Here is a 26,842-nt window from a genome sequence, read left to right on the forward strand (position 1 = left end):
ATCACCCTTGTGGATTGTTATTCACATGTCCACAGGATTTATACATCAGCTCACTGACGGGCTGCAGGAGTCGGCAGCTCTCCACCAAACCAGTGTTCAATCAGCACGCGCGCAATTGACGTAGGTGCTGGAGGTTCAAGCTCTCCTTGTTCAATTGCTTTTTTCAGTTCCTCTCGACTAAAGAAACGTGCACGATCAATTTCGTGTTCATCTGGTCGCGGTTCACGTGGACTATCTGGATGTAACTGAGCGCAGTAACCCAACATGAGGGAACGCGGAAAAGGCCACGGCTGCGATCCAACGTAGGTGATTTTATCTACACGCAAACCAACTTCTTCGTTTAGCTCACGGATAACCGCCCTTTCAGGAGCTTCACCAGCATCAACAAAACCTGCAGGTAAAGACATAAATTTTTCCCGCCAGTTCATATTATGCGCAAGCAAAATTCGCTCATCTTCATCTACCACTGCGACAATCACCGAAGGATCTTGACGTGGATACTCCATGTGCTCACATGAGGGGCAAACACGTGTCCATCCTTCATGCGCAATGTGCGTATGCCCACCGCAACGAACACAATGAGGGTTTGCTTCATGCCATGCGGCCAAAGCAACAGCCATTGTTGATAAAGCGGCTTCATCATCACTGAGCATATGGCCGATTGTGCGCAAATGTATCCACTGTGCGCAAGTACTCGCTTGTTTAGTCAATGCGTATGCATCCGTGTCGTTATCTACAAGAAGAGCACAATGAAAATACCCGTCCTGTGTACGGCCGATGGCAAGTAATGGGAGCGCGCATTCCTTCACATATCGTGCGCTTATGCGGCTAAGTTGCATACGTTCATGTGGGATAGCATTTTTTCCGTGAGCGGCGCAACCGTCCTCGTCGAATTTTAAGGTTTCCTCTGCTGTTTCCACGAGCACGTTCCCACGATAAACAGCGTAAACACTGACAGGACCGTGGAGTTCATGCACATATCCGTCTGGAGATGCAGCCACCAGATCACGAAGCTTCAGCGTGGATCGCAAATCAACCATAGGATCGATGCTGCCGCGAGCAAGAGGGAATGTAAGGTCCATATATTCACATTAGCGAAAGCCGATGTCACGCGTGCAACCGCTAGGATTTTCCTGCTCGTGCTCACGTCCCCATCATTACGTTAGGAAACGCATACTTTCTCAGTAAAGTTCGCAGGCTATCCGCTACTTTTGTGACCTCATATTCTATCCAGATCACACTGAGCAGCGAATACACAGCACCTGCTTCCCTTATCTGCGATACCTTTAAGGTTATGAGTGAAACAATTATCCGTTCTGATGGACGCACCCCCGATCAACTTCGCCCTATTCGTCTGACCCGAGGCTGGTCTGGAACTGGTGAAGGCTCTGTGCTTGTGGAATTTGGCAATACGCGAGTTCTTTGTGTTGCTTCTTTTACAGAGGGCGTCCCACGTTGGCGTAAAGGTAGCGGTGAAGGATGGGTAACCGCCGAATATGCGATGCTGCCCCGTTCCACATCTGAACGTTCAGGCCGTGAATCCGTCAAAGGAAAAGTATCCGGTCGTACCCAAGAGATTTCGCGTCTCATTGGCCGTTCCCTACGAGCCATTATTGATGTATCTGCGCTCGGTGAAAATACGATTATGCTTGACTGCGATGTTTTGCGGGCCGATGGTGGGACGCGCACTGCCTCTATCACAGGGGCATGGATAGCTCTTGCTGATGCAGTACGTTGGGGAACTGAACAAGGCTTCATTATTCCCACGAAAGATCAGCCCGTACTTCACTCATCGGTTAGCGCCATTTCTGTGGGAATTATCGACGGAATTCCTATGCTTGACCTCCCCTATGTGGAAGATGTACGCGCTCACACTGATATGAATGTTGTTCAAACTGGTGAAGGCCGTTTCGTTGAAGTTCAAGGAACAGCTGAGCACGCCACATTTGACCGTGACGAGCTGGGGGCGCTCCTTGATTTAGCTACTGTAGGTAACGCTCAACTTGCCAAAGTACAGCAGCAGTGTTTACAAGCACCCGAAGGCCACACGGTTGAGGTTCACGTATGACAGCTCACGCAGATCTTCAGGCGAATTCGTATGAGGCATTATCAGGGCCTCGCCTTGTTTTCGCTACGGGTAATACTCACAAAATCAGTGAATTTCACGCTATCCTTGAGCCGTTTTTAGGGGATATTCCCACTGGTTCAATTGCTTGTCTTTCAGATTTTTCCGTCCCTGAGCCAATCGAGGATGGAGCAACTTTTGCCGAAAATGCCCTCATCAAAGCACGCTCGTTATGCAATGCCACTGGCATACCCGCAGTTGCTGACGATTCAGGTCTGTGCGTCAAAATTATGGGGGGTGCTCCCGGTATTTTTTCTGCCCGTTGGTCTGGCCACCACGGAGACGATCAAGCCAATCTGGATTTGTTACTTGCCCAGCTTTGCGATGTTCCTGACCAGTTACGTCAAGCCTCTTTCGTATGCGCGGCGGCTTTGGTGATGCCAGATGGCAACGAGTATGTCACGCATGGTGAAGTACATGGTGTCATTATTCGAAAGCCACGAGGCTCTGGTGGTTTTGGTTATGACCCAATTTTCGTTCCAGAAGGTTTTGAAGTGACCAGCGCTGAACTTACTCCCGAGCAAAAGAATGCGCTCAGTCATCGCGGGCGCGCGTTACGTTCCTTGGCACCACATGTAGTTGATATTTTTCGCTAAAATTTTCACCTGCGCAGATTTCATCAAATCTGCGCGGGTGAAATATGAGACTTAAAGTTCACGAACCATACGTCGTTATGTTGTGTTTTACGGTTGCATATGAAGTGTCTGAGCTTCTGTTGTTTTCATGTGAGACTTAGCTTTTAGAGGACGCACCACACATGTAGCAATATGACGTAGGCGAGCAGCAAGACGATCACGAACTCGCCAAGTCATACGCAGACCGATAAGAACAAAAAGTAGATTTGTCACCATCGAAGGCCAAGAACCTGTTGCGAGGCATGTGACGGCTAAAAGTAAACAAGCTGACACGTTCAACGCGTGGTAACGCAAGGAATCAGGGGCTACACGGCCAGTAGAAACCAGGTAATAGGCGCACATTGAACCGGCTGCTCCAATCCAGCCCAGAAGCAGCGCCACATGCGTCACCGAAATCGTCATGCCTCTATTGTGATGACCTTTCTCATCCAGCACAATTGAATCAATCTTCAATTAGTATGAAGTAATACTTAATAAGGGGGATGTATGCGTATTGACCCACGTAGATTAGCCGTCTTACTTGCTATCTCACGTGAAGGTGGAGTCGTTGCTGCCGCAGATATGCTGCACATCTCACCTTCAGCCGTCTCACAACAAGTCCATAAACTTGAACAAGAGGTCGGCCTCCAACTCTTTGAACGCACACCCAGCGGAACAATCCTCACACCGGCAGGACGCCTCATCGCCGCAGCTGCCGAAAAAATCGAAGAAAATATTGAAAATCTCACCCGAGCTTTACAGCCTTTAACCGGTCACGTCACAGGAACAGTCAGCATCGGCGCTTTCCAAACAGTACTGCGCTGCGTATTCATGCCTTTCCTCACAAATCTTGAACATCATTTCCCCGGTCTCAACATTGAACTCACCGAAACTGATGAAAACGTTGGAATGACACTACTACGACAAGGAAGTCTTGACCTTCTCGTTATCGAACGGGATACACGCCATTCACCAACCCCTAAAGGCTACAGTGACATATCCCTTATTGATGAACCATGGGCTGTTGTCACCTCAGATAACACCCCGCCAATTAACTCCATTCAAGATCTCGCTCACCTACGCTGGCTACGTATCCACCGCAGCGTTGTCGGATCAGAACCACTCAATCGCATACGCTCCGAAGTTGGGACACTCGAATTTGCCAGCGACGCCTACTCAACTTACGAAACAGCGCTGGCATACGTACGAGCCGGACGTGGTGCAACTGTCCTACCAGCTATGGCCCTCACAGGTATCGACCTTACAGGATTACGCTCTACACCACTTCCTGTCCTTGGGACTCGACGAATCCTCCTACGTCACCCAGACAACGATAGCAACGAAGCAATACAACATGCCATCAACCAACTTGTTGACTGGGTACATAAAAACCCAACACAATGGCCCCACTCGTAAACCCGTGCCTACATATTTTCATAGGCGCGCCTATCAGGTGCGCATATACAGCAGACCTGAGGCCTCACACATAAAACAGAAGCAGGGAACACAACGGGCACTAACTCGAAATCCCACCCACCTGGAAAATACGATCTTCTTGCGCAACACTGACAGGACCGGACCATGTCGAACGCAACTCACCAAGCACCTGTGCCACCTCAACCCACGGCTGAATATGCGTAAGCACCAGCTGACCCGGCTGAGTCTGCGTCGCTACTCGCCCCACACGCGCACCATCCATATGAATACCACGAGTCGTATCTGCGCTAGTGAAACCCACCTCAGAAAGCAACAGGTCGGCTCCTTGCGCCCCTCGAATAATTGATTCACACTCGTCAGTATCTCCGGTATAAAACAACGAAACGCGACGAGCAGAATCCGTAGCATGTGGCCCTTCAATTCGCACACCATACGAAGGCACTGAATGCCACCCCGCATACGGAGTTAACGTCAACGGTCCCACAGAAATAGGCACGCCCTCCGATGCCTCAATAAATGAAAATTCACCCTCATAGGTTTCTGTATCATCGCAACCATCAATTTGACGAATCCGATGGCGAGTCTGCTGAGGCCCAATTACCAGTATCGGTGGGAATTGAGCACCCGGCCCCCACCGCTTATACACGTGCAAAGAAATAATATCAGCAATATGATCCGCGTGACAGTGAGAAAAAAACACTGCATCAAGATCACAAGGCTTTATATGACGCCACAAACGACCAAAAGATCCTGGCCCTAAATCAAGAGCAATATTCCACCAACGCTCTTGCCCTTGCTGCGCATCAAAACCACGCGCACGCACCAAATAGCACGAAGCCGACGACTCAGGTCCCGACATCGAACCCGTACATCCAATAATTCTCAACTCCATGAGGCCGCACTCCCTTGCACTCGTACTTCCTCAACGCTCTGTACCTCAGGCCCTAAAAATCGCCGCGCTAAACGCTGGAAATCAGAACGCGAATCCGTCGTAAAGAAACGATGATGCGGCCTTTGATCTTCTGCCCACGGCTCGTGCAGCATGCCACGATCTGTCAGCTCGTTATACGTCACATTTGCCGTTGCTTCTGACGAGGTAACTAACGTCACGCCTTCACCAAGGACTCTCGCAATCACACCAGTCAATAACGGATAGTGCGTACAACCCAAAATCAATGTGTCCACACCCGCATCACGTAAAGGATCCAAATACTCGTGAGCCACCGATTCCAGTTCTTTCCCCGTGGTTATTCCAGCTTCAACAAACTCCACAAAACGCGGACATGCTTGGCATGTCACCTCTAAGCCTGGAACCGCTGCCAAAGCATCCTGATAGGCCTGAGAATGAACTGTCGCTTCAGTGCCAATCACCCCGATCTTACCGTTACGTGTCGCATTCACAGCTGAACGAGCAGCAGGAGTAATCACTTCAATGACCGGAATACCCGCATCAATTCCGTAACGTTCACGCGCATCAGATAAAGCTGCCGCAGTCGCAGAATTACAGGCAATCACCAAAGCTTTAACGCCTCGTGAAGCTAATTCGTCAAGCCCGGCCAAAGTATGTTCTCGCACACGTGCAATTGGTTGAGGCCCATAAGGAGTATGCGCAGTGTCCCCCAGATAAATAATTTCCTCATCCGGAAGTTTATCTATCACCGCACGGGCTACAGTTAGACCTCCAAGCCCTGAATCAAAAATACCAATCGGCGCATTGTCCATAACTGGACCATAGTTCTTTTAGACGGGTGATTGCATAACTCGCACAAGTGAATCTTGCCACCACGTAACAATGCAGTAGATACGAGCCGCATTTTCACGCGCATTTTTCCCATAAGTCGACTGACAGATGAGCTGCATCAAAGATTCCACATCCGATTCATCGTTGATTGCTAATTCTCCCGCTAAAGCCAGACGAAGATCATTCAGTGCCCGCGCCCAATCCCAAGCTTCTTCATAGCTCATACGCACATATCCATCACAGGATGTACGCGCATACTCTAATTCAGAACGTATCTTTCGTAGGCGCAGAGATTTTTCCGCACGCAAGTATTCTTCTGTCATCGCGCGTAAATTTTGGGCTGCATGACGATCATGACTCATTTCCGGCAGTAAATAGCCGAGGGCCGGGTCAAGTGGAGCATGACATTCATCTTCCACGCTGACTGCAGCTAGAAAAGCGGATGATTCTTCAGGCGCATCAAGAATCACAAGGACTTCTTGGGCTAACTGTTGCAAAAGCACGTTATGCGCCCCGTCAATGCGCGCCTGATACATCCCAGGTAAGGCAACGAAAGTTTCAATCATTCATTCCGCTCCACCGTTGCTCGTAAACCGTATCCGTGTAATGCGAGCGCATCGGCTTCTACACGTTCACGCACTCCCCTGTTGACTACCGCATGACCGTTTCGATGAACTTCCCTCATCAGCTTTTCACTATGAGCACGCGAATAAGAAAAATGGCGCATAAATACTTGAGTGACGTAATCCATTAAATTCACAGGATCATTCCACACGACAAGGCACCACTGGGTAAAAACAGCTCCTTCAGGTGAGCTTGTTGGGTGTGTGAGTGCGTCCATCCCTGTTGTCGTATGAGGTTGAGGTAACACTCGTAACTGTGCTCGTGTGACTTTTTCCCCTCGCATTTTCCTAGCCTATGCGTCTTTGTGCCTTCTTCGCCGGACTTTGCGTAAATTCTGACAAGATTCGATTAAATTAAAGATATGCCTGCTTCTTTTTCCACGTCATTACTTACTGACATGTATGAGCTCACCATGCTCGATGCGACATTACGTTCAGGTGTTGCTGAGCGTCAATGTGTTTTTGAACTTTTTGGTCGTCGTCTGCCTGCCAGTCGACGTTTCGGCGTTGTCGCGGGAACTGGCCGTATTCTTGAGGCACTGGAGCGTTTTACTTTTGATTCTGACGACATTGAGTGGTTACGTGAACAGCAGATCGTGTCAGATTTGGCATTAGATTACCTTGAGTCTTTCCGTTTCACTGGCAATATATGGGGTTACGCGGAAGGCGAATGTTATTTCGCTGGTTCTCCTTTGCTGACTGTGGAAGGAACTTTCGCGCAATGCACTCTGCTTGAAACTTTGTTGCTGAGTATTTTGAATCATGATTGTGCTGTTGCCTCTGCTGCTTCGCGTATGACAATTGCTGCACATGGTCGTCCATGTATGGATATGGGCGCGCGACGGGCACATGAACGTGCTGCTGTTTCTGCAGCGCGAGCGGCAGTAATCGGCGGCTTTGCGGGAACATCAAATCTGGAAGCCGCTAAACGTTACGGCATTAAGCCCATAGGGACAGCTGCGCATGCTTTTACTTTGATACATGACGGTGAGCGTCAAGCATTCGATGCGCAAATCGCTTTACTTGGCAGCGATACGACACTTTTGGTTGATACGTACAATGTGACTGAAGGTGTACGTCACGCTGTCGAAGCTGCACGCGCTACTGGGCATGAATTAGGTGCTGTTCGTCTTGATTCAGGTGACTTAGTTGCCCAAGCATTTACAGTGCGCGGGCAATTGGATGCTATGGGAGCGACCTCAACAAAGATCACAGTGACCAGTGACCTTGATGAGTACGCTATTGCTGCTTTAGGTGCGGCTCCCGTTGATTCTTATGGTGTGGGGACCAAGCTGGTGACCGGCTCAGGTGTTCCCACTGCGGCTTTGGTTTACAAAGTTGTTCTACGTGAAGGCTCTGATGGGAATATGTATCCTGTTGCGAAAAAGTCCCAGTCAAAATCCACGGTCGGTGGCCGTAAGTGGGCTGGGCGTGTCCTTGATAGTGAAGGCTACGCCAGTGAGGAAGTCCTTATCAGTGCTGATAGCGAATCATCTGCCCGAGCGAAGTTGGAAGAGCTTGGTGCACGACCTTTGCAGATTCCTCTGGTGACTCGCGGGCGTATCAATACGGATTTGTGGGGGCCGCAGGCTTTACAGCAGGCGCAGGAGCATCATATTCGTTCACGTAATGAGTTGCCGTACCATGCGTGGCGTTTATCTGAAGGTGAAGCGGCAATTCCTACTCGTTATCTTGCTCTCTGATTATCTGTACGGTCACGTGTGAGATTTTAGGGTTTCACGGTGTCAGTGACGGCCAACGAACCATTGTCTGAGTAATGCGATACGTGCTTGGATTTGTTCAGTGGTTGCTTGAGCAACTTCAGGGCCACCGCACCTGCGTCGTAGAGCCGCATGAATCGCAGCATGGGATTCACCTGAACGTCGTGCCCATGAGGATACTAAATGCGAAAGCTCTTTACGCTTAGCGGCACGAAGCCGATGATCGGAAATCCCTGAGTTCTGTTCACGTAGCTGAGCAGCTTTAGCCCGTTGACGCTGTTGCGCGAATTGTTCAGCTTGGCGTGCCCGTAACAAAGTGGTCACTTGCTCAGGTTCTAAAAGACCAGGGATACCTAAGTATTCTTGTTCTTCAACTGAACCGACCTCTGCTTCGCTCCCCCAGGCAGCTCCGTCAAAAAGCACTCCATCAAATTGTGCATCCGCGCCCAGTACCTCAAAAGTACCCAGCAGATCTGAGGAGGCTTTTTCTTCTTTTTGCGCAGCAGCAATCAGGCTATCTTCTGGTGACCATAGTCCGTCTTCTTCATGGCGTGGACGGTCGATAGCATGGTCGCGTTCGGCTTCCATCTGGCCTGCTAAATCCAGGAGAGGAAGAACAGAGGGGATGAATACGCTTGCGGTTTCTCCTCTGCGGCGAGCGCGTACAAAACGTCCGACGGCCTGCGCAAAAAATAAGGATGTGGATGTATTTGTCGCATAAACTCCCACTGCGAGGCGGGGAACGTCCACGCCTTCTGAGACCATGCGTACAGCAACCATCCATTGATCGGTAGATTCACGGAATGCGTCGATACGTTCAGAAGCATCAGCATCATCAGAGAGAACAACCGTCGCAGGTTTACCGACGATTTCACGCAGGTAGCGCGCGTAGGCGCGTGCGTGTTTTTGGTCTGAGGCGATAACCAGGCCACCGGCATCTGGCATTTGTCGTCGTACTTCAATTAAACGCTGATGAGCGGCTTGCAGGACTGAGCGTATCCATTCTCCTGAGGGGTCTAAGGCTGTTCTCCATGCTTGTTTCATGAGGTCACGGGTCAGTGGTTCCCCCAGACGAGCACTGTATTCATCACCTGCACGAGTGCGCCATGTCATTTGCCCTGAATAGGACATGAAAAGGACTGGTCGTACTACTCCGTCCTTTAATGCATGCCCGTAACCGTAGGTGTAGTCCGCGCGGCTGCGCCGTATTCCTTCGGTATCTTCCACGTACCGCACGAACGGTATCGGTGATGTGTCTGAACGAAAAGGGGTGCCGGTGAGGGCGAGGCGACGAGTTGCGTCTGTGAAGGCTTCGCGTACTCCGTCCCCCCATGAAAGCGCATCGCCTGCATGATGTATTTCGTCCAGGATAACGAGTGTTTTGTGCGTTCGGGTGCGCGCGCAGTGGACCAGAGGATTTGCGGCAACCTGCGCGTAGGTAACTGCGACACCGTCAAAATGTGATCCTGCGCGTCCTTGGGAGTTAGTGAAAGCCGGATCAATGTGGATACCGACACGCGCGGCGGCATCTGCCCATTGTGTTTTCAGGTGTTCTGTTGGGCATACGACGGTCACTTTTTCGACAATGCCGCGTCCCATAAGTTCCACAGCGACACGTAAAGCGAATGTTGTTTTTCCTGCTCCTGGCGTAGCAACTGCAAGAAAGTCTTGAGGGTCTGTTTCAAGGTATTTCTGTAGTGCTTCGGCTTGCCATGCACGGAGGTTCTGCGCTGTCCCCCATGGCGCACGATGTGGGAATGCAGGGGGCATTGAATGTGCGGCCGCAGATGAAGCATGAGAGGGGTGTGCAGACCGTTGAGGTGCTCGTGTCACGAGTTGGAGTCCCCTGAGGATGAACCGCCATCAGAAAATGGCCAGTTACGCCCCTGTTTTCCCATGTTATCGCGTAAGGCTTTACAGGTGGGGCATACAGGGTAGCGTGAAGCGTCGCGGCTTGGAATCCATACTTTTCCGCATAGGGCTACGACTGGCTGTCCAGTCATCATTGATGAGTCTGCTTTATCACGACGAACAAAATGTGCGAAACGGTCGCCGTCGCCTGGCGCTTTTTCTTTTTGTGTTTCAGTGCGCTCTAAAAGCCCTGTTGACGATTGTGTTCCTGGACCTGCAGGAGTTGCAGGATTTTGTGGTGGTGTCGGTTCATCAAGTGGGCACATACCGACATTGTATGTGTTCTTGAAAAGACTCGCCCGCAGCACAGGGGTGCGCTGCGGGCGAGTTCACGTATTTCCGCTTTAGAGAGGCAGTTGTTCTTTCTCCCACACTTCGCGGTAGAAATCTTTCATGTCCAAACGTGAAGCTGCTGCTTCATCTAGCAAAACAATGGTGTTGTTGTGCATTTGGAGGATTGTTGCTGGCCAGCGTCCTGAGATTGGCCCTTCAACGAGTTCTTTCACGGCTTCTGCTTTATTTTCACCGGTAGCGATCATGAGGTTTTCACGAGCTTCCATGATGGTGCCCAGCCCTTGTGTGATGCAATGGGTTGGAACCGCATCAAGGTTGCCTTCAAAGAAGCGTGAGTTATCACGTCGTGTTTGTTCGGTGAGTACACCCACATGTGTACGTGAGCTCAATGAACCTGCTGGCTCGTTGAAACCAATATGGCCGTCAGAGCCTATTCCGAGGACTTGCAGGTCAATGCCACCGGCTGCACGGATTGCTTCGTCATATGCAGCGGCAGCGGCATGACTGTCGCCTGTCCAGGCATTTGGTCCGTGTGCTGCGCCTTCAGCAAAGTCAACGAGGTCTACGAGGTTGCGGTGAATGAAATTCGCATAGCCTTCGTAGTGGTCTTCAGGTAGCCCAATATATTCATCAAGGTTGTAGGAACTGACGTGGGCAAAGGATATGCGTCCTGCGTTATAGCGTTCAACAAGTTCAGCGTATAAGGGTAGTGGTGTTGAACCTGTCGCTAGTCCCAGAACAAAGTGAGGTTTACGTGTGTAAAGCGCTTCAATGCGGTCCGCGGCAACACGTGCAATAGTTTTTTCATCTGGAAGTATAGCAATACGCATGTGGCACACTCCTCGTCGTCGATAACTGCATTGCTGTCTTTAGCCTAGTACTTAGTTAGCCGGGGGGTAGGGAGAAAATAATCACTTACCTTCTGACAATCGTGTGACATATATTCCACATGGGGTCTTTTCCCTCTTTTCGCATGTCTTAATGCCCACATAGTGATGTTTTTCTTCAAAGAAAGGCAGGGACATAGGCCTAAAGGAACCCGGATGTAGCGGCTTTATATGTGCGCTGGTTTGCGTTACTTATCTGCATAAAACACTGTGCTCGCTTTCGGTTAAAAGCGAGCACAGTGAAAGTATGGCAACAAGGAATCAGGCAGAGACAGCCTTCTTCAAAGTGGAGCCAGCAGAGAGCTTGACACCAAAGCCTGCAGGAATCTGGATTTCTTCACCGGTGCGCGGGTTACGTCCCGTGCGGGCGGCGCGTTCCACACGCTCCACAGCCAGAAGTCCGGTTACCTTAACAGCTTCGCCAGCGGCTAAGGACTCAACCAAGACATCCTGGAAAGCAGCGAGAGCAGCATCTGCCTGAACCTTGGTCAGACCAGTGCGTTCAGCAATCTTGGCAACAAGTTCGGTGCGGTTGACTGACATGTCTAAACCTCATTCTGTTGATAGTCAAAGGCCACAGTGATGGCCACAGATGAAAGAGTACGAAAAAGAGTGCTAGTTGTCAGATTTCTGCCCTATTTTTTAGTAATTTTGGCCGGTATTCCCGCATTTCGGACACACGGTATTTTTTTAGTAGTGCTTCGTCACATAAAAAGGCTGTGTGTAGGACCTGCTAGCGCATTCATCGTCGTGCAGATCTACATGCTTCATGCTGCTTTCAGGGGAGGCGTTGATGGGTGTGATGGTTCTTCTTTTCCCTGCATATGCCGGATTATTCAGGTCAGGCGAAGCTATCGACTCTATAAGTTCATTTCGACATACTTCTGCAAACTGGCAGGCCCTTGACAGATCGTTTCACTTTCATATGAGTACATGCTTACAGAGTTCTCATAAATACATCCGTACTCACCTCAGGAAAGGGTTCCTTTCTTGCGCTACGGGCTTTAGGCAGGCGTTCTGTGAGCCATTAATCCTTGTGTAGCTTTAGGCAAATAAAACAGTGGCCTAGGAACCGTGTAGTCCCTAGGCCATTGTCAGGCAATCAGCGATATCAGTAAGGCACTGATATCTGAAGCATCACTTGAGGGTAACTGTACCGCCAGCGGCTTCGATTTCAGCCTTAGCCTTTTCAGCGTCTTCCTTCTTTGCTGCATCAAAGACGGTTGAAGGTGCGCCGTCAACCAGGTCCTTGGCTTCCTTCAGACCGAGGCCGGTGAGAGCCTTAACAGCCTTGACGACAGCAATCTTCTTGTCGCCAGCGCTTTCGAGGACAACCTCGAATTCGGTCTTTTCTTCAGCAGCTTCAGCTTCAGCAGCTGCAGGAGCAGCAACTGCAACAGCGGCAGGAGCAGCAGCGGTAACGTCAAATACCTCTTCGAAGAGCTTCACGAACTCAGAGAGTTCAATGAGGGACATTTCCTTGAAAGATTCGATAAGTTCTTCGTTGGAGAGCTTTGCCATGAGTGGCATCCTTCCTCTTTGGCCTGCTAGGACAGCAGATTAGTTGTGAGATCCGCAGTGGATTCGGGAGAGTCCATGCGGGGCCTGTCACGTAGTCAGGCCGCTTCGCTCTGCTTTTCACGCAGGGCATCGATAGTGCGCACTGCCTTGGAGGGCAGAGCATTGAATGCGTAGGCAGCCTGCGAAATCTTAGCCTTGAGGACACCTGCAGCCTTAGCAAGCAGGACTTCACGGGATTCAAGATCAGCAAGTTTCTTTACTGCTTCCGCGGACAGTTGCGAACCGTCCATCGCACCAGACTTCACGACTAGTGCGGGGTTTTCCTTGGCAAAATCACGCAATGCTTTGGCGGCTTCCACAGGATCGCCAGAAACAAAAGCAATAGCTGTTGGACCATTCAGGTCTTCGGCCAAGAAGTCAAGACCGACTTCCCGAGCCGCCAGCGTCGCCAGCGTGTTCTTCACCACGGCGTAGTTCGCGTTGGAGCCCAAACCACGACGGAGCTGCTTGAGCTGCGCCACAGTTAGGCCGCGATATTCGGTGAGCAAAACGGCATCAGACGCGCGGAAACGCTCCACGAGTTCAGCAACCGCTGCTACCTTGTCAGACCTCGCCATGGTCCTCCTTCCAGTTATGTACCGCCAGACGTGAAAAAACCCGACACGCAGGATCGTGTCGGGCACAAAAGTCCACTTTACCTGAAAAGGTAATTCACTCACCTGCGTCGGAAGCATTCGCACTTGGCTTCAGTTTCCTGAAGATCCGACGGTCTTCGGCACTTAGAAGTCTATCTGACATATTTTCGTAAGCCAAACAGAAAGCCTGTGTATTCGCCCACTCGCTCCCCTATGAAGCCCCTCATATTAGAGGCTCTCGTACTGCCCTTAAGGTACGCCCAAAAAAATTCCCCTCGCATGTGCTACGAGCAAATTCACGAACAAAATCATTTTTTGGCCGCAGAAAATTCGCGTGCTTCCGCTCATGCAGGTAAATAGTTTTCATTCTTTTGGGGAAAAAGACTGTCGCCCTGCTCATATGCGAGCAGGGCGACAACACATCAGTTTGCCAATACCTCAGGAGGCATCTGCAGAGGCAAGATTACGTGTCTTGGTGATATCTAACGGAATACCCGGTCCCATGGTAGTGGAAACGGTTCCTTTAGAAATGTAACGGCCTTTTGCGCTTGCAGGCTTCAAACGCAGTACTTCTTCAAGAACCGCAGCATAGTTCTCAGCCAGCTGAGTTGCTTCGAAGGAGGACTTACCCACAATGAAAGCCAAGTTCGCGTGCTTGTCCACACGGAACTCAATACGGCCACCCTTGATTTCACGCACAGCCTTAGCAACATCCATGGTCACAGTGCCGGTCTTGGGGTTTGGCATCAAACCGCGAGGACCAAGGACACGGCCCAAGCGACCAACTTTACCCATGAGATCAGGGGTAGCAACAGCTACGTCAAAATCGGTGTAGCCCTTAGCTACCTTTTCAATCAGCTCATCGCCGCCAACTTCATCTGCGCCAGCGTCAATTGCTTCCTGTGCACGCTCGCCTACGGCAAAGACCAAGACCCGAGAGGTCTTACCGGTGCCGTGCGGCAAGGAAACAGTGCCACGAACCATCTGGTCCGCTTTACGAGGATCAACACCCAGTCGAAGTACAACCTCAACGGTGGAATCAAACTTGGTGACGGTGGTTTCTTTTGCCAATTGCATGGCAGCAAGCGGGGCATAAATTTCGCCAGCGTGAATCTTTTCCGCCGCTGCGCGGTAGCCCTTAGAGCGCTTCGTCATTCTGCTTCTTCTCCTTGCAGTCGTGGTTTTCCGGGCAGCGCCTGCCCTACCACAGGGGTTTTACGGTCGATTAGTCTTCCACCACAATGCCCATGGAACGGGCAGTGCCGGCGATGATCTTTGCAGCAGCATCAATGTCATTCGCATTTAGGTCAACAAGTTTGGCCTGAGCGATTTCACGAACCTGCGCGTCGGTGATCTTACCGACCTTTTCAGTGTTCGGACGACCTGAACCCTTCTGCAAACCAGCAGCCTTCTTGATCATTTCTGAGGCCGGTGGTGTCTTAAGGACGAAGGTGAATGAACGGTCCTCGTACACGGTAATTTCAACCGGAACGATAGAACCACGCTGCGATTCAGTTGCAGCGTTGTATGCCTTCGTAAATTCAACAATGTTGACGCCGTGCTGGCCCAGTGCGGGACCGACCGGCGGTGCAGGAGTGGCGCTACCAGCCGCGATTTGCAGCTTGATAAGGCCAGTGACCTTTTTCTTCGGTGCCATTTTTCGGGTCTTTCTTTGTATTTCCGCGTTGCAGCGAATACTGCAACGTCGTGTGACGGGCACAATGCGCCCAAATCACACAGACTGTGATTCTAAACCTCTCAGTGCCACTTCCCCAAGTCTAGGTGTGACACTTCACTTCTCAAGCTTTTGAACTTGGTCAAAACCAAGTTCCAGAGGAGTCTCACGTTCAAAGATCGTCACCAGAACTTTCAGTTTCTGAGTTTCCGGCATGATCTCTGAAATAGTGGCTGTCATCGTTTCAAATGGACCATCTGTCACTGTGACGATCTCACCCACTTCGTAGGCAACACGCACATGCTGAACCGGTGCAGGACCATTCTTGGCCTGTGTAGCTGCAGCTTCAAGAACATTCGGTGTCAGCAAAGCGACAACCTCATCAATCGACAAAGGAACAGGATGGTGTTGATCGCCTACGAAACCGGTCACCGCAGGAGTATCTTTCACCACACGGTATGACGCTTCATTGAAATCCATACATACAATGACGTATCCAGGAATTTGAACGCGGCGTACACGCTTCTTCGCTGTTCCACGGTATTCCATCACGTATTCGTCAGGTACTTCAACAGCGAAAATGGAATCTTCCATATTCTGTGTTGCAATACGCTGTTCAAGATTCGTTTTTACTTTACGTTCATGCCCAGAGTAGGTGTGAAGCACATACCAGTCACCGGGCATACGGTAAAGGTCTTGACGCAGTTTTTCGATTGGATCGACCTCTGCCGCAGACGCAACCTCTTGCGTATCCTCGTTGACAGATTCTGTAGTCAGTTCAGCGTCACCAGTGACGGTGGCATCTGCTTGCACAGCATTTTCAGTATCAGTTGCTTCTTGCGCAGCCATGATGTCTTCTTCTGTTTCAACAGCGGGAGTGGTGATGTCCTCGCTCATGACATTCCTCCTGAGTGTCTGGGTAGGGCAATCGCGGGCGCCCGTAGAAGAAACCCGCCTGCAGTTTCCTGCCGGCGGGTCTTTCGGGATCATCCGAAGATCAATGCAGTCAGTCTACCGAATCCAAAGTCAACGAGCCCCGTGAAAATCATGATTGAGACAACAAATACAACCACGACCGTAAAATATGTCCAGGTTTCACGCCGACCCGGATATGTCACCTTTTTCATTTCAGCAATAACCTGCTTGATGTAAATGATGAGGCGACGGAACAGGCCTGGCCAAGCTTCTTGCTCAGAACGAGCAGAACCGCGCGAACGGGTGGCAGCAGTTTTAGTCCGATCTTTACGGACCATTTCGCCACCTGCAGCTTCAATGTCGCTCATTCAGGTTCTCCCTTTACGCTTCTGACAAAGGCTCATGATTATATCATGCTATACAAATCGCAGGGCAGGCGGGACTCGAACCCACAACCGCCGGTTTTGGAGACCGGTGCGCTACCAATTGCGCCACTACCCTGTTGCGAATGAAAGTCATATTCGACGAATACGGCTTATATCACCCGCCCGCTAGATTCTAAACATTAATTCTGCGCCTGTCCAACTCATTTCACTTCCTCACAAAGCAAAAAATTTATTTTTCGCCTATTTACGCCCTCTCCATAAAAAACTCAAGCGACCGTTATCTGATATTTATTCCCGTATTTATTCCAAAGATCGCGCAAGCATGGGACGATACTCCTATGACATCAATTTCACACTCTCGCGTAAGCGATCGTTTTGCTGCCATTACTCCTTCTGCAACTTTAGCCGTTGATGCACGCGCTAAAGCTTTGAAAGCTCAAGGGCGTCCCGTTATTGGTTTCGGCGCGGGTGAACCCGATTTTGCTACTCCAGCCCCCATCGTTGAAGCTGCGGTGGCTGCTGCTCAAAATCCCGCTATGCACCGCTACACTCCCGCTGCAGGTTTGCCGGCCTTACGTGAAGCTATTGCTACTAAGACTCTGCGTGATTCAGGTTATGAAGTATCTGCCAGTCAAGTCCTTGTCACCAATGGTGGTAAACAAGCGGTTTTCCAAGCCTTTGCAGCACTCCTGAACCCCGGTGATGAAGCAATATTGCCCACTCCTTATTGGACGACCTACCCTGAAGTTATCAAACTCGCTGGCGGTATTCCTATCGAAGTATTCGCTGGCGCAGATCAAGACTACAAAGTAACTGTTGAGCAGCTGGAAGCCGCTCGCACTCCCCGCACGAAACTACTTCTGCATTGCTCCCCTTCTAATCCCACCGGCACTGTGTACACCCCCGAAGAAACCACAGCCATTGGTCAATGGGCACTGGAACACGGTATTTGGGTTATCACGGATGAGATCTATGAGCACCTGTTGTATGAAGATGCCACGCCCGCTCATATCGTTCAATTGGTACCAGAACTTGCAGATCACACACTCGTTCTCAACGGTGTCGCCAAAACATATGCGATGACTGGTTGGCGTGTAGGTTGGATGATTGGACCTCAGGACATCATTGCAGCAGCGACTTCTTTCCAGACGCACCTCACATCAAATGTGTCAAATGTCGCTCAGTGCGCGGCTCTTGCTGCCGTTGAAGGTTCATTAGACGCAGTGTATTCCATGCGTGAAGCATTTGATCGCCGCCGCCGCACAATGGTGTCAATGTTGCGTGAAATTGATGGTTTAGAAGTGCCAACGCCTAAAGGCGCTTTCTACGCTTATCCGAATGTTAAAAATATACTTGGCCGCTCTATCCGCGGTCATGTGCCAACAACAAGTGCCGAACTTGCTGACCTCATTCTTAACGAGGTGGAGGTTGCTGTTGTTCCTGGTGAAGCATTTGGTCCGTCAGGTTTTATCCGCCTGTCATATGCACTTTCAGATGAAGACCTCGTAGAAGGTGTCGGGCGTATTCAAGACTTACTTTCACAGGCGCACTGAACATCAGTCAGAACCCAAATTCCGGGGAGGTAAAGTGTTGATGCTTTACCTCCCTGTTTTTGTTAGGCAAGGCAGCACGGGCACAACCTCACAGAGCCATTCTTTTTTCTTTCCGGCCTGTTCCTGTTCACAACAGAGCAATAGAACAGTCGTAAATACACACCGGCCCTTACTTCCCTCAAATATTCATGCAACCTGACACAATAGGTTCATGCAGATTGTCACTCGTTTTGCTGACACGGAAAATCCACGCGGAATTGTTCTTGTTGCCCACGGATACGGCGAACATCAAGGGCGTTACACTTTTTTTCACGATGCTCTCCAACGTGACGGTTACGATGTTGCTTACTATGATTTCTACGGGCATGGGAAATCTGGGGGGCCACGCTCATGTGTCGATGTAGGAAAACTTATTCGTGACCATTCACGTGCGCGTCAGCAGGTTCTCCAACAGTCACGTACCTCTCATCTTTTTCTTTTTGGACATTCCATGGGTGGTCTCATATCTGTTGCGTCAGCTATTTTGCATCCGCAAAATCTCAGCGGCGTTGTCCTCACAGGACCTGCTTTACGTCCACTCCCAGCTGTTCCTGCCGAGGTTGCACGTTCACTTTTATCAGCAGCTCGGTATGTTCCGGGCTTACCCGTTGCCCTCACTAAACGAACCCCTGAATCATCCCTTCTCTCACGTAACCCTGATGTGCAGAGGGCTTTTGACGCGGATCCTTTGTGCTATCACGGTCCAGTTCCTTTACTTACTGCTAGCACAATGGTTGTTCAAGGCGATGAGGTTCTGCAACGCTGCGCACACCTGAGCGTACCCACACTCATATTCCATGGTACTGAGGATCGCTTAACCGCTCCTGAAGCATCACGTCAGCTTATTGATGGTGCAACTGCTGCAGGTAATGGGGATGCTCACCTACGTCTTGTGGATGGTGCTCGGCATGAAGTTCTTCAAGAAGTTGAGGGACCTGGAATTATTCGTGACATTCTTCTTTGGCTCCACACACACTAATGCATCTTTCACTGACAGTTCCGCCTGATACTCCCCTGGGTCGTCGTGACCTACGCACCTTACCGAAAGCTCATTTGCATTTGCACTTCACCGGGGCCATGCGGCCAGGCACGCTTATCGACATGGCGCGTGAACAGGGAGCACGTCTGCCTGCACACCTGTTAGACCTTGATCCGCTCACTGTGCCCGCCGACGCCCGAGGTTGGTTCCGTTTCCAACGCTCCTATGATTGCGCTCGCGCTCTTGTGCGTTCAGAAACTGCGATGAGGCGCATTGTGCGTGAAGCCGCCGAAGATGAAGCTGCTGAGGGATCTGTTCGCCTCGAAATGCAAGTGGATCCTACTTCTTACGCCCCTTGGGTCGGAGGTTTAACCCCTGCATTGGAAATTGTTTTAGATGAGGCTCGTGCTGCCAGTCATGCGACGGGCGTGCAGGTGTCTATCATTGTGGCTGCTTCCCGTACACGTCACCCACTTGACGCTCGCACTTTAGCTCGCTTAGCCGCCCAATATGCGGGTACTGGTCCTGGTGAAGTGGTAGGTTTCGGCTTATCAAACGACGAGCGTGTGGGGGAGACTTCCGCTTTCGCTCACGCATTCCGTATTGCACGCGATGCAGGTCTTGTATCTACTCCTCATGGCGGGGAACTTTTGGGGCCTGATTCTGTGCGTCATGTATTGGATACATTGGCTCCACGTAGGCTCGGTCATGGTGTACGTGCCAGCGAAGACCGTGATCTTTTACATTTTTTGGTGGACCAAGGGGTTGCTTTTGAAGTATGTCCTGCTTCAAATGTGCATCTTGGCGTGTATCACGATTTGTCTCAAGTTCCGCTGCCTATTTTGATGGAGGCAGGAGCCACTGTGGCTTTGGGAGCAGATGATCCATTACTTTTCCATTCGCGTTTATTGGCGCAGTACGCGGCAGCACGGGATATTCATGGTTTTTCTGATGCTCAACTTGCTGTGCTGGCTCACCATTCTATTGACGCATGTATCGCTGACGAGTTTTCGCAACGCCAATGGCATGCCGATATAGACGCGTGGCTAGCGGCTCCTCCTACGTCCGTGCAGCCGGATATAAAATAAGTCAACACCGTTTAAGCCAACGTTGTTTCTCGGCTTATTTCTCTGTTTGTTTACCAGCGGATACCGACAGCCACAGGTTCAGGCTGTAGCGTGATACCCCAGTGTTCTTGCACTGTAGTGCGCACAGAACGTGCGAGGAATTCAAGGTCAGCAGCAGTGGCATGTCCTCTATTTGTTAGTGCGAGGACATGCTTTGTTGACAGTGAAGCGCGCGGCTTCCCATCTGCATCGCATATTTCTTGAGGAGCCCATCCTTTGAACATACCGCTATGTTGGATAAGCCATGCAGCCGATGTTTTCACATATCCTGCATCTTCACCTCGTCCAGGGAAACATGGTGCATCGGGAGGTAAAAGAGTTTCAGCTTCTTGAGGTGTCAGTAAGGGATTTGTGAAGAAAGAACCTGCACTCCAAGTGTCGTGGTCGAATGGGTCAAGAACCATTCCTTTGTTTTGTCTCACGTGAAGTACGGCATTTCGTAGGTCTTTTGCTCTTGTTCTTTCCCCGTTTTCAGTCCCAATATGGCGGGCAAGTTCTGCGTAGCGGATGGGGCTGGAAAGGTCCGAACGGGTCAGAGCAAAAGTCGCTGATGTCACCACCCATCGACTTGTTGGTCCCCACGAGCATTCTTCATGGTTTTTTCTTTCGCAGGCGCGTTTCATCATAGAGCTGCGGTAGCGCAGACCGAGGTCTTTTGCTGCGATGTCAACTTCTTTGCTCAGGATACGATCCCATGCGCGGATACTGACTAGGTTATCTGATACTTCATAACCGTAAGCCCCGATGTTTTGAACGGGAGCTGCTCCAACTGTTCCTGGGATGCCTGAGAGCGCTTCTAAACCGCTGAAACCTTCACTGAGGGTCCAGTGCACAAATTCATCCCACGGCATTCCCGCGCTTGCTGTCACATGTGTTGTTCCATCGTGATGTTCACGAGTTTGCACATGGGTGTACCTGTTGCGGATAACTACGAGGTCGCAGGGTTCGTCCGAAGCAATCAGATTTGATCCGCCGCCAAGAACTAAAAGGGGCTGTTTCTTTTCATCTGTTTCCCGCAGTGCCTCTATAAATTCTTCGGTGGTATCAGCCTCAAGAAGGAGGCCTACCGGACCGCCGACACGTAAGGTTGTCAGGTCTGCTAGTTCAACGGAGGTTCGCCCTGCTGTAGTGCCTGCGGGAAGTATGGAAGTCATGCGCATCCTATTCACGTTGGTAGCACAACACCTTATGTGAGTCCTACCTGTTGTGTTCAACATTATTCATTTTACTCGCGTATGAGCTTATACGTTCTTTCCCGTTATGCGTGCGCCGTCAGGTAGCCACCGCGTGAAAAGCATTCCTATCAGCACACTGGGAACAAGAAAAGCCATTGCTTGCGCGTAACCAATGTGTTCAGCAATCCATCCCAAAACAGGTGGTCCAATAAGGAAGGCCCCATAGTTAATTGTTGAAAGAACAGAAAGTCGCGCTGCTGTCATGTAGGGGTCTTGAGAGAGCGCAGAAGCAGCCGAGGGGTATATCAGTGCTGCTCCTATTGCCCATAATGTCACGCCTATCATTGCTAGCCCCCAGTATGGGGCAGCAGCTACGAGTAGAAGTCCCCCACAGGCAAGCAACAGCAGGACGCGCAGGAGTGGCGCGACTCCGAAACGTATGTGGAGTTTTTCTGAGCTTAAACGCACCGTCATCATCGTGAGGAGGAAAAAAGCTAGGGTGAGTGATGCTTTGCCTTCAGAAAATTCGTAGCCGTCAATCATTGATAAGGCAAGCCAATCATTTGCGGCTCCTTCCATTAATCCGGCACACAGCACCATGATGGAGATACACACCGTTGTTTTTTCTTTCCAGGCGTATCGAACTTTCCCTTGACTTGCCTGAGCACGTGAATGAGCAGCGGTAAAGGCAGGTGTTTTCAGGGGTGTTTTATCGGTTTCTTGAGCGGTCGTTATCTGTGATTCATGAGGAGAGATATCTGTCATGAGGATCCAAAAGGATGACATTCCCCATACGGTTACTAATCCGATACACACGTTAGCGACGAGGTGCATAACGACGGGTATTCCAAGGTGGACAAGTCCTGCCCCGGCAGCTGCACCGCATACTGTTCCGAAAGAGAATAGGGCGTGTAGTTTTGGCAGGAAGGATCGTTTGAGAGCTTTTTCAATATAGCCACCTTCAACATTCATGGCAGCGCCCCACATTGATATGCCACATGAGAGGATCACAAGCCCAACGGAGAGCAGGTTTTCACTGTGTATGGCAACAGCTGAAGCAACCAGTGACATTCCACAGGCCCACACGCTTACTCCGGCACGGACAATCTGACGTGGTCCGTATCGTCCGATCAGTGAGCCGGTCAGGGCAAGTGCAATTAATGAGCCAAAGGAGCCTATCAGCAGAAGGGTTCCGATTCGTGCTGGTGAAAGTTCAAGGGCGTCACGAACTGCTGGTAATCGTGACAGCCATGTTGCTATGACAAAACCAAGCGTGGCAAAAACGGCAAGACATCCGATGGCTGCTCTGCGAGCAGTGTAGGTAGAGTCAAGGTTATGCACGTGTATGAGCTCCTGTTAGCTATGTGGTTACATGATTTTTGATGTGCAGATGGTGAGTTTCAGTAGTTCTACGCTACCGTGAAGATTGCATGTGTCAGTGCCTGAAAGATATGGTGGCAGGATCATTAAAGACATCGGATACGGTTCCACACATTTCCGCAATTATCGTATCCACGCACTCATATACGCAGGCAAAGTAAACAGGAGTTTCCTTTAACAGGATCTTCTCCTAGAACCTACCTAAAACCGAAGATCCGTATAGGTCCTGACCTGTCTTATATAAGCCGAATTTGTCATACAAGCCCATATGCGCCTATTGCATTAATTAGTGTGCGCGTCAGAAACCCCTGTGACATGTAGCTGTCACAGGGGTTTCCGATCAGAAGAAATGTAATCAGCGAGTCTCGCGATGAGTCGTTGATTTACGGCAACGCGGGCAATATTTCGCTAGCTCTAAGCGATCAGGTGTGTTGCGTCGGTTCTTCTTGGTGATGTAATTGCGCTCCTTGCACTCCGAGCAGGCCAGAGTGATCTTGGGGCGTACATCCTGCGATTTGCTCGCCATGTCGATTCCTCACTTGGTGTCTGTGTGCTGCGCACGTTCCTTTATTGATGGTAGCGGGGGCGGGGCTCGAACCCGCGACCTCACGATTATGAGTCGTGCGCTCTGACCAGCTGAGCTACCCCGCCGCAGCGGTAGCGGCTCACGGCCGCAACCAGAGCCCCGAAAGGGAATCGAACCCTTGACCTTCTCCTTACCATGGAGATGCTCTGCCGACTGAGCTATCGGGGCAACGACGAGTAGCTTAACCCACAGGAAACTGCTGGCGCAATTTTACCTATGAGAATGAACTCACACGTCCTCTCAGTTGCCTGAGATGGTGGCGGGAGAGGGATTCGAACCCCCGAAGCATTCCGCGGCTGATTTACAGTCAGCTCCCTTTGGCCACTCGGGAATCCCGCCATGCTCCGCTAAATTAACGGTGCCGTGGAAGAATAGCAGATTTTAATGTCTGAACGCCAATCGCTTTGCCCATATACGAGGTACATCACAATAATCGCAACAAGTGCGCATAGGATATATTCACCTAAGGACGCAATATCACCCATTCGGAAAGGAACTGTTATGGCCGATTCTTCTTTTGATATCGTCTCAAAACTTGACCGTCAAGAAGTTGATAATGCTGTCAACCAAACGGCGAAAGAAATAGGACAGCGTTACGATTTCCGAGGTGTCGATGCAGAAATTCACCTGTCAGGTGACATTGTCGAGATGCAGGCAAATACTCCTGAACGCATCATGGCGATTGTTGACGTGCTTCAGTCCAAACTATTTCGTCGTGGCGTTTCCTTAAAAGCGCTTGACCTCAAAGATCGTGAACCTAAGGCTTCTGGCAAGATTTATAAACTTGCTGCACCTTTACGTGAAGGAATTCCACAAGATATCGCGAAACAAATCACAAAAATTATTCGCGATCAAGGTCCCAAAGGTGTTAAAGCCCAGATCCAAGGCGATGAGATACGTGTTTCATCAAAATCACGGGATGATTTACAGGCCGTGATTGCCCTTCTTAAAGGCCCTGAAGGAGAAAAACTCGACGCAGCTTTACAATTCGTTAATTACCGTTAATTTTATGCTGCAGGGTGATGGAATATAAATATGAGTCCTATATAATATTCTTCATTACCCTACTGAATCTTTTATCAGTATTCGCACTACTCTTAGGTTGAGTAGTGCGAATATTTTTATATGATAAGTCACACATTCCATGAGAAAAATAAAATATATCGGAAATTTCATGAGTGAATGATAGCTTTTATCAAGCATTTTTCATTCATTATGTTCTTATAACAGGCTCAAATCTTGTCTATTTATATTCAAATTCTTAGGCACTAAACCCCAAATGAATTTTACTTTCAGTAAATATCTTCACTTATAAGAATATCTGTATTATTAGATTCAATATCATACATATAAATATATAAACCACTCTATTTTAGTGATATGAAAATATCTGTGAGAACATAATATTTATCCTCACAGATATTCAGATTCAGTATTTCACACGCAGTTATCGAGTCTTTATTTTAATATCCAGCCATTTTTTCAAGTCGGGCAATACGTTCATCCATTGGTGGATGAGTTGAAAATAGACGGTTCAAACCACTGCCTCTGAACGGATTGGCAATCATCATTGCGGCCACATTTTGATGGGCAGGTGTAGCCGGCAGGGGCACCGCATCAGTTCCTGATTCTAATTTACGTAAAGCAGAGGCTAAAGCTAAAGGATCGCGCGCTAAACGCGCCCCATCTTCGTCTGCATCAAATTCTCGTGTACGTGAAATGGAAAATTGGATGAGGCTTGCAGCGATTGGTGCCAGAAATACGGCAAAAATCGCTCCCACGGCTCCTACACCTGAATTATCGTCACGCCGTGTGTTTCCTCCAAAGAAGAATAAAAACTGTGCAACAGAGGTCACGATACCTGCCATAGCTGCAGCGATTGATGAGGTCAAAATATCCCTGTTATATACATGCATAAGCTCATGCCCAAGGACCGCACGAAGCTCCCTCTCGCCAAGGATTCGCATAATACCCTCTGTACAGCACACAGCCGCATGACGTGGGTTACGCCCCGTTGCAAAGGCATTTGGGGTAAGTGTTGGAGCGATCCATATGGATGGCACAGGCTGTCCGGCTTCTGCCGCAAGTTCTTTTATCATGGCATGCAGGTGAGGGTACTCGTGCTCTGAGGCTGGACGCGCATTCATCGAGCGCAGGGCAATGGTCGCACTGTTCCAATATGACCATGCTGTTGACAGAACTCCCACGACCGCAAAAATGTATATCCACATCATATTCTGAGTACTGCGGGCAATAAATCCGCCGATAAGTAAGAGGAGTCCCCACATTCCACCGAGAAGGAGCGCGGTTTTCACTCCATTAAAATGTTTATCGCGCATTGGTCGCATTTTCTCTCTGTTCATGATGCTGTTTTCTAAGACAACGTTATCTGTTTTAAGATGCTACGTCCTCACAAGAAAGCTGGTTACAGGTTTTTCTCAGAAAATTTTCATTTCTTATGCAGGATGATGGAATTAATTCTGTTCAAAATTAACTCAGTCAGTAGGGGTTTATACCTGCCGTAGGGGTAGTAAGAACCATTTGTTATGTCTTTTCATAAATCGTCATGCATAAGGTCAGAAGTCAGTGAGAGTAGTTAAAGAACATAGGGTTACTCTTGGTTCGATTGCTTGTGGCTTTCTAGGCTTCGCTTTCACCCTATTCACTGCCCCTAAAACGCAGAGGAATAACCTGCATTGAACCTTTTGACGCTACAACTGAACGTTTTGAGGGCCGGAGTACGAGCACAGCAAAACCAGCTGCAAGCCCTCGCCGGGGCAACTAAAGAGCCAAGCAGGGCACCGGCTATGGCTCTCAGACGCAACACAGGCTCAGGACAAACAGCAGCATTTGAAGGGAACCCACGCCCATTGATTTGAAAGATATATGTTGGGCGTTTGAGTTTACTCGCCCGCGTGTTTTGTTTATTGTCCGCACAGTCTGTTTGTATGCGCGTGTGTTCGCTTCTTCGCGTGTTTGCCGCGTGTGCGTGTTGGGCGTTCGTGGGCTTATGTTTGCGCGTGTGGGCTCTGTCCTGCGTGTATTTAGCGTGCGTTGTTTGCTCGCGTGTTGCCCCGCCTGTTGTGCCTGTGCGCCCCGCGTGTGTGTTTGTTCAGTGTGTTGTTCTTTGCTGTTGTGTGCTCGCTTGTGTTTCTTCACTGCCTACGCGGGTTGCTCGGTTGTTTGTTCAGTGGCACCGTGTTTGTTCAGTGTGTTGTTCGCGTGCGCCTGCGTCTTTGGCGTGTTCGTGGTGGGCGTTCGTGGGCTTGTGTTGTGCTTGTCCGCCCTGCGTCTTTGCCGCGTGTGCCCGTTTGTTCGCTGGCACCGTGTTTGTTCAGTGTGTTGTTGCGCGCTTGTGTTTTGTTCGCTTGTGTGCTCGCGCGCTTGTGTGTTGTTCGCTTGTGTGCTGCCCAGCCGCGTGCCCTGCGTCTTTGCTGTTCGGCGTGTTTACTGCTTCCCGCACGCTAGGCTGTGTTGCCCCGCGTGTGTGTGCGTGCGCACGTTTGTGCGCCCCGTGC

Annotated in this window: 30 protein-coding genes and 4 tRNA genes; 8 read left to right on the forward strand and 26 right to left on the reverse strand. The window is 50.1% G+C overall.

Going from position 1 to position 26,842, the window contains the following annotated elements; genetic code table 11:
- Positions 1-50 precede the first annotated feature (50 nt).
- The gene (gene nudC, locus LRP57_RS07585; RefSeq protein ID WP_231205962.1) at positions 51-1,082 is read right to left on the reverse strand and encodes an NAD(+) diphosphatase; all 1,032 of its coding nucleotides are present in this window, start codon (positions 1,080-1,082) and stop codon (positions 51-53) included.
- Between the two features lie 212 nt (positions 1,083-1,294).
- Between nudC and rph the strand changes: the two genes are divergently transcribed.
- Positions 1,295-2,068 carry a ribonuclease PH gene (rph, locus tag LRP57_RS07590; RefSeq protein ID WP_231205964.1) on the forward strand — a complete coding sequence of 258 codons (774 nt, stop codon included), beginning with the start codon at positions 1,295-1,297 and terminating at the stop codon, positions 2,066-2,068.
- Positions 2,065-2,721: an RdgB/HAM1 family non-canonical purine NTP pyrophosphatase gene (gene rdgB / locus LRP57_RS07595; protein ID WP_231205966.1), complete on the forward strand. Its 657-nt coding sequence runs from the start codon at positions 2,065-2,067 to the stop codon at positions 2,719-2,721. The genes rph and rdgB overlap by 4 nt, the downstream gene beginning before the upstream one ends.
- A gap of 87 nt (positions 2,722-2,808) precedes the next feature.
- On the opposite strand, the gene LRP57_RS07600 is transcribed toward rdgB, so the two are convergent.
- Positions 2,809-3,162: a CBU_0592 family membrane protein gene (locus LRP57_RS07600; protein WP_231205968.1), complete on the reverse strand. Its 354-nt coding sequence runs from the start codon at positions 3,160-3,162 to the stop codon at positions 2,809-2,811.
- Positions 3,163-3,246: 84 nt separating this feature from the next.
- Here LRP57_RS07600 and LRP57_RS07605 point away from each other — a divergent pair, with 84 nt between their 5' ends.
- Positions 3,247-4,155 (forward strand): LysR family transcriptional regulator, encoded by a 909-nt coding sequence (locus tag LRP57_RS07605; protein WP_231205970.1) that lies wholly within the window; start codon positions 3,247-3,249, stop codon positions 4,153-4,155.
- Positions 4,156-4,255: 100 nt separating this feature from the next.
- On the opposite strand, the gene LRP57_RS07610 is transcribed toward LRP57_RS07605, so the two are convergent.
- From LRP57_RS07610 to clpS, 4 genes are read right to left on the reverse strand one after another with little or no spacing between them, the layout of a single operon-like run.
- Positions 4,256-5,068 (reverse strand): MBL fold metallo-hydrolase, encoded by an 813-nt coding sequence (locus LRP57_RS07610; RefSeq protein WP_231205973.1) that lies wholly within the window; start codon positions 5,066-5,068, stop codon positions 4,256-4,258.
- Positions 5,059-5,898 carry a glutamate racemase gene (gene murI / locus LRP57_RS07615; protein ID WP_231205974.1) on the reverse strand — a complete coding sequence of 280 codons (840 nt, stop codon included), beginning with the start codon at positions 5,896-5,898 and terminating at the stop codon, positions 5,059-5,061. Before murI ends, LRP57_RS07610 begins: the two co-directional genes overlap by 10 nt.
- An 18-nt stretch (positions 5,899-5,916) precedes the next feature.
- Positions 5,917-6,483 (reverse strand): DUF2017 family protein, encoded by a 567-nt coding sequence (locus LRP57_RS07620; RefSeq protein WP_231205976.1) that lies wholly within the window; start codon positions 6,481-6,483, stop codon positions 5,917-5,919.
- A complete protein-coding gene (gene clpS / locus LRP57_RS07625) occupies positions 6,480-6,758 on the reverse strand; it encodes an ATP-dependent Clp protease adapter ClpS (RefSeq protein ID WP_231206025.1) in 279 nt (92 codons plus the stop codon). Before clpS ends, LRP57_RS07620 begins: the two co-directional genes overlap by 4 nt.
- 144 nt (positions 6,759-6,902) lie before the next feature.
- Here clpS and LRP57_RS07630 point away from each other — a divergent pair, with 144 nt between their 5' ends.
- A complete protein-coding gene (locus LRP57_RS07630) occupies positions 6,903-8,243 on the forward strand; it encodes a nicotinate phosphoribosyltransferase (RefSeq protein WP_231205978.1) in 1,341 nt (446 codons plus the stop codon).
- A 42-nt stretch (positions 8,244-8,285) separates the two neighbouring features.
- Here the strand turns inward: LRP57_RS07630 and LRP57_RS07635 are convergent, their stop codons facing one another.
- From LRP57_RS07635 to LRP57_RS07685, 11 genes are all read right to left on the reverse strand, one after another.
- Positions 8,286-10,031 carry a DEAD/DEAH box helicase gene (locus LRP57_RS07635; RefSeq protein ID WP_231206027.1) on the reverse strand — a complete coding sequence of 582 codons (1,746 nt, stop codon included), beginning with the start codon at positions 10,029-10,031 and terminating at the stop codon, positions 8,286-8,288.
- Between the two features lie 59 nt (positions 10,032-10,090).
- Positions 10,091-10,438 carry a DUF3039 domain-containing protein gene (locus tag LRP57_RS07640; protein WP_231205980.1) on the reverse strand — a complete coding sequence of 116 codons (348 nt, stop codon included), beginning with the start codon at positions 10,436-10,438 and terminating at the stop codon, positions 10,091-10,093.
- 78 nt (positions 10,439-10,516) lie between these two features.
- A complete protein-coding gene (gene nagB / locus LRP57_RS07645) occupies positions 10,517-11,296 on the reverse strand; it encodes a glucosamine-6-phosphate deaminase (protein ID WP_231205982.1) in 780 nt (259 codons plus the stop codon).
- 318 nt (positions 11,297-11,614) lie between these two features.
- A complete protein-coding gene (locus tag LRP57_RS07650) occupies positions 11,615-11,896 on the reverse strand; it encodes an HU family DNA-binding protein (RefSeq protein ID WP_231205984.1) in 282 nt (93 codons plus the stop codon).
- A 594-nt stretch (positions 11,897-12,490) separates the two neighbouring features.
- Positions 12,491-12,874 carry a 50S ribosomal protein L7/L12 gene (rplL, locus tag LRP57_RS07655; protein WP_231205986.1) on the reverse strand — a complete coding sequence of 128 codons (384 nt, stop codon included), beginning with the start codon at positions 12,872-12,874 and terminating at the stop codon, positions 12,491-12,493.
- A 95-nt stretch (positions 12,875-12,969) separates the two neighbouring features.
- Complete coding sequence (gene rplJ / locus LRP57_RS07660; RefSeq protein WP_231205988.1) at positions 12,970-13,491, reverse strand: 50S ribosomal protein L10; 522 nt, start codon at positions 13,489-13,491, stop codon at positions 12,970-12,972.
- Positions 13,492-13,947: 456 nt separating this feature from the next.
- The gene (gene rplA, locus LRP57_RS07665; protein ID WP_231205990.1) at positions 13,948-14,664 is read right to left on the reverse strand and encodes a 50S ribosomal protein L1; all 717 of its coding nucleotides are present in this window, start codon (positions 14,662-14,664) and stop codon (positions 13,948-13,950) included.
- Between the two features lie 70 nt (positions 14,665-14,734).
- Positions 14,735-15,166, reverse strand: coding sequence for a 50S ribosomal protein L11 (rplK, locus tag LRP57_RS07670; protein WP_231205992.1), 432 nt, complete (start codon positions 15,164-15,166; stop codon positions 14,735-14,737).
- Positions 15,167-15,301: 135 nt separating this feature from the next.
- Positions 15,302-16,081, reverse strand: coding sequence for a transcription termination/antitermination protein NusG (gene nusG / locus LRP57_RS07675; protein ID WP_231205994.1), 780 nt, complete (start codon positions 16,079-16,081; stop codon positions 15,302-15,304).
- 89 nt (positions 16,082-16,170) lie between these two features.
- Positions 16,171-16,467 (reverse strand): preprotein translocase subunit SecE, encoded by a 297-nt coding sequence (secE, locus tag LRP57_RS07680; protein ID WP_231205996.1) that lies wholly within the window; start codon positions 16,465-16,467, stop codon positions 16,171-16,173.
- Positions 16,468-16,527: 60 nt separating this feature from the next.
- Positions 16,528-16,600 (reverse strand) — tRNA-Trp (locus LRP57_RS07685).
- Positions 16,601-16,823: 223 nt separating this feature from the next.
- Between LRP57_RS07685 and LRP57_RS07690 the strand changes: the two genes are divergently transcribed.
- The 3 genes from LRP57_RS07690 to LRP57_RS07700 all read left to right on the forward strand — a co-directional run bounded on the left by LRP57_RS07690 (position 16,824) and on the right by LRP57_RS07700 (position 20,144).
- Entirely contained in the window at positions 16,824-18,038 is a 1,215-nt protein-coding gene (locus tag LRP57_RS07690; protein ID WP_231205998.1) for a pyridoxal phosphate-dependent aminotransferase, read from the forward strand.
- 211 nt (positions 18,039-18,249) lie between these two features.
- Complete coding sequence (locus LRP57_RS07695) at positions 18,250-19,056, forward strand: alpha/beta hydrolase (protein ID WP_231206000.1); 807 nt, start codon at positions 18,250-18,252, stop codon at positions 19,054-19,056.
- A complete protein-coding gene (locus LRP57_RS07700; protein WP_231206002.1) occupies positions 19,056-20,144 on the forward strand; it encodes an adenosine deaminase in 1,089 nt (362 codons plus the stop codon). The genes LRP57_RS07695 and LRP57_RS07700 overlap by 1 nt, the downstream gene beginning before the upstream one ends.
- A gap of 50 nt (positions 20,145-20,194) precedes the next feature.
- On the opposite strand, the gene LRP57_RS07705 is transcribed toward LRP57_RS07700, so the two are convergent.
- The 7 genes from LRP57_RS07705 to LRP57_RS07735 all read right to left on the reverse strand — a co-directional run bounded on the left by LRP57_RS07705 (position 20,195) and on the right by LRP57_RS07735 (position 23,809).
- Complete coding sequence (locus LRP57_RS07705) at positions 20,195-21,337, reverse strand: UDP-N-acetylmuramate dehydrogenase (RefSeq protein WP_231206004.1); 1,143 nt, start codon at positions 21,335-21,337, stop codon at positions 20,195-20,197.
- Positions 21,338-21,424: 87 nt separating this feature from the next.
- Entirely contained in the window at positions 21,425-22,699 is a 1,275-nt protein-coding gene (locus LRP57_RS07710; protein ID WP_231206006.1) for an MFS transporter, read from the reverse strand.
- Between the two features lie 394 nt (positions 22,700-23,093).
- Positions 23,094-23,264 (reverse strand): 50S ribosomal protein L33, encoded by a 171-nt coding sequence (rpmG, locus tag LRP57_RS07715; RefSeq protein ID WP_231206008.1) that lies wholly within the window; start codon positions 23,262-23,264, stop codon positions 23,094-23,096.
- A 48-nt stretch (positions 23,265-23,312) separates the two neighbouring features.
- A tRNA-Met gene (locus LRP57_RS07720) sits at positions 23,313-23,389 on the reverse strand.
- A gap of 30 nt (positions 23,390-23,419) precedes the next feature.
- Positions 23,420-23,492 (reverse strand) — tRNA-Thr (locus LRP57_RS07725).
- Between the two features lie 86 nt (positions 23,493-23,578).
- Positions 23,579-23,663 (reverse strand) — tRNA-Tyr (locus tag LRP57_RS07730).
- Positions 23,664-23,671: 8 nt separating this feature from the next.
- Positions 23,672-23,809 (reverse strand): hypothetical protein, encoded by a 138-nt coding sequence (locus LRP57_RS07735; RefSeq protein ID WP_231206010.1) that lies wholly within the window; start codon positions 23,807-23,809, stop codon positions 23,672-23,674.
- A gap of 16 nt (positions 23,810-23,825) precedes the next feature.
- Between LRP57_RS07735 and LRP57_RS07740 the strand changes: the two genes are divergently transcribed.
- Complete coding sequence (locus LRP57_RS07740) at positions 23,826-24,329, forward strand: YajQ family cyclic di-GMP-binding protein (RefSeq protein ID WP_231206012.1); 504 nt, start codon at positions 23,826-23,828, stop codon at positions 24,327-24,329.
- Positions 24,330-24,787: 458 nt separating this feature from the next.
- Here LRP57_RS07740 and htpX read toward each other — a convergent pair whose 3' ends face one another.
- Both htpX and LRP57_RS07750 read right to left on the reverse strand, forming a co-directional pair.
- Entirely contained in the window at positions 24,788-25,663 is an 876-nt protein-coding gene (gene htpX / locus LRP57_RS07745; protein WP_231206014.1) for a zinc metalloprotease HtpX, read from the reverse strand.
- Between the two features lie 995 nt (positions 25,664-26,658).
- A partial coding sequence (locus LRP57_RS07750; protein WP_231206016.1) for a hypothetical protein occupies positions 26,659-26,842 on the reverse strand: 184 nt, incomplete at its 5' end.

The sequence above is a fragment of the Schaalia sp. lx-260 genome, assembly GCF_021083645.1.
Lineage (GTDB): Bacteria > Actinomycetota > Actinomycetes > Actinomycetales > Actinomycetaceae > Pauljensenia.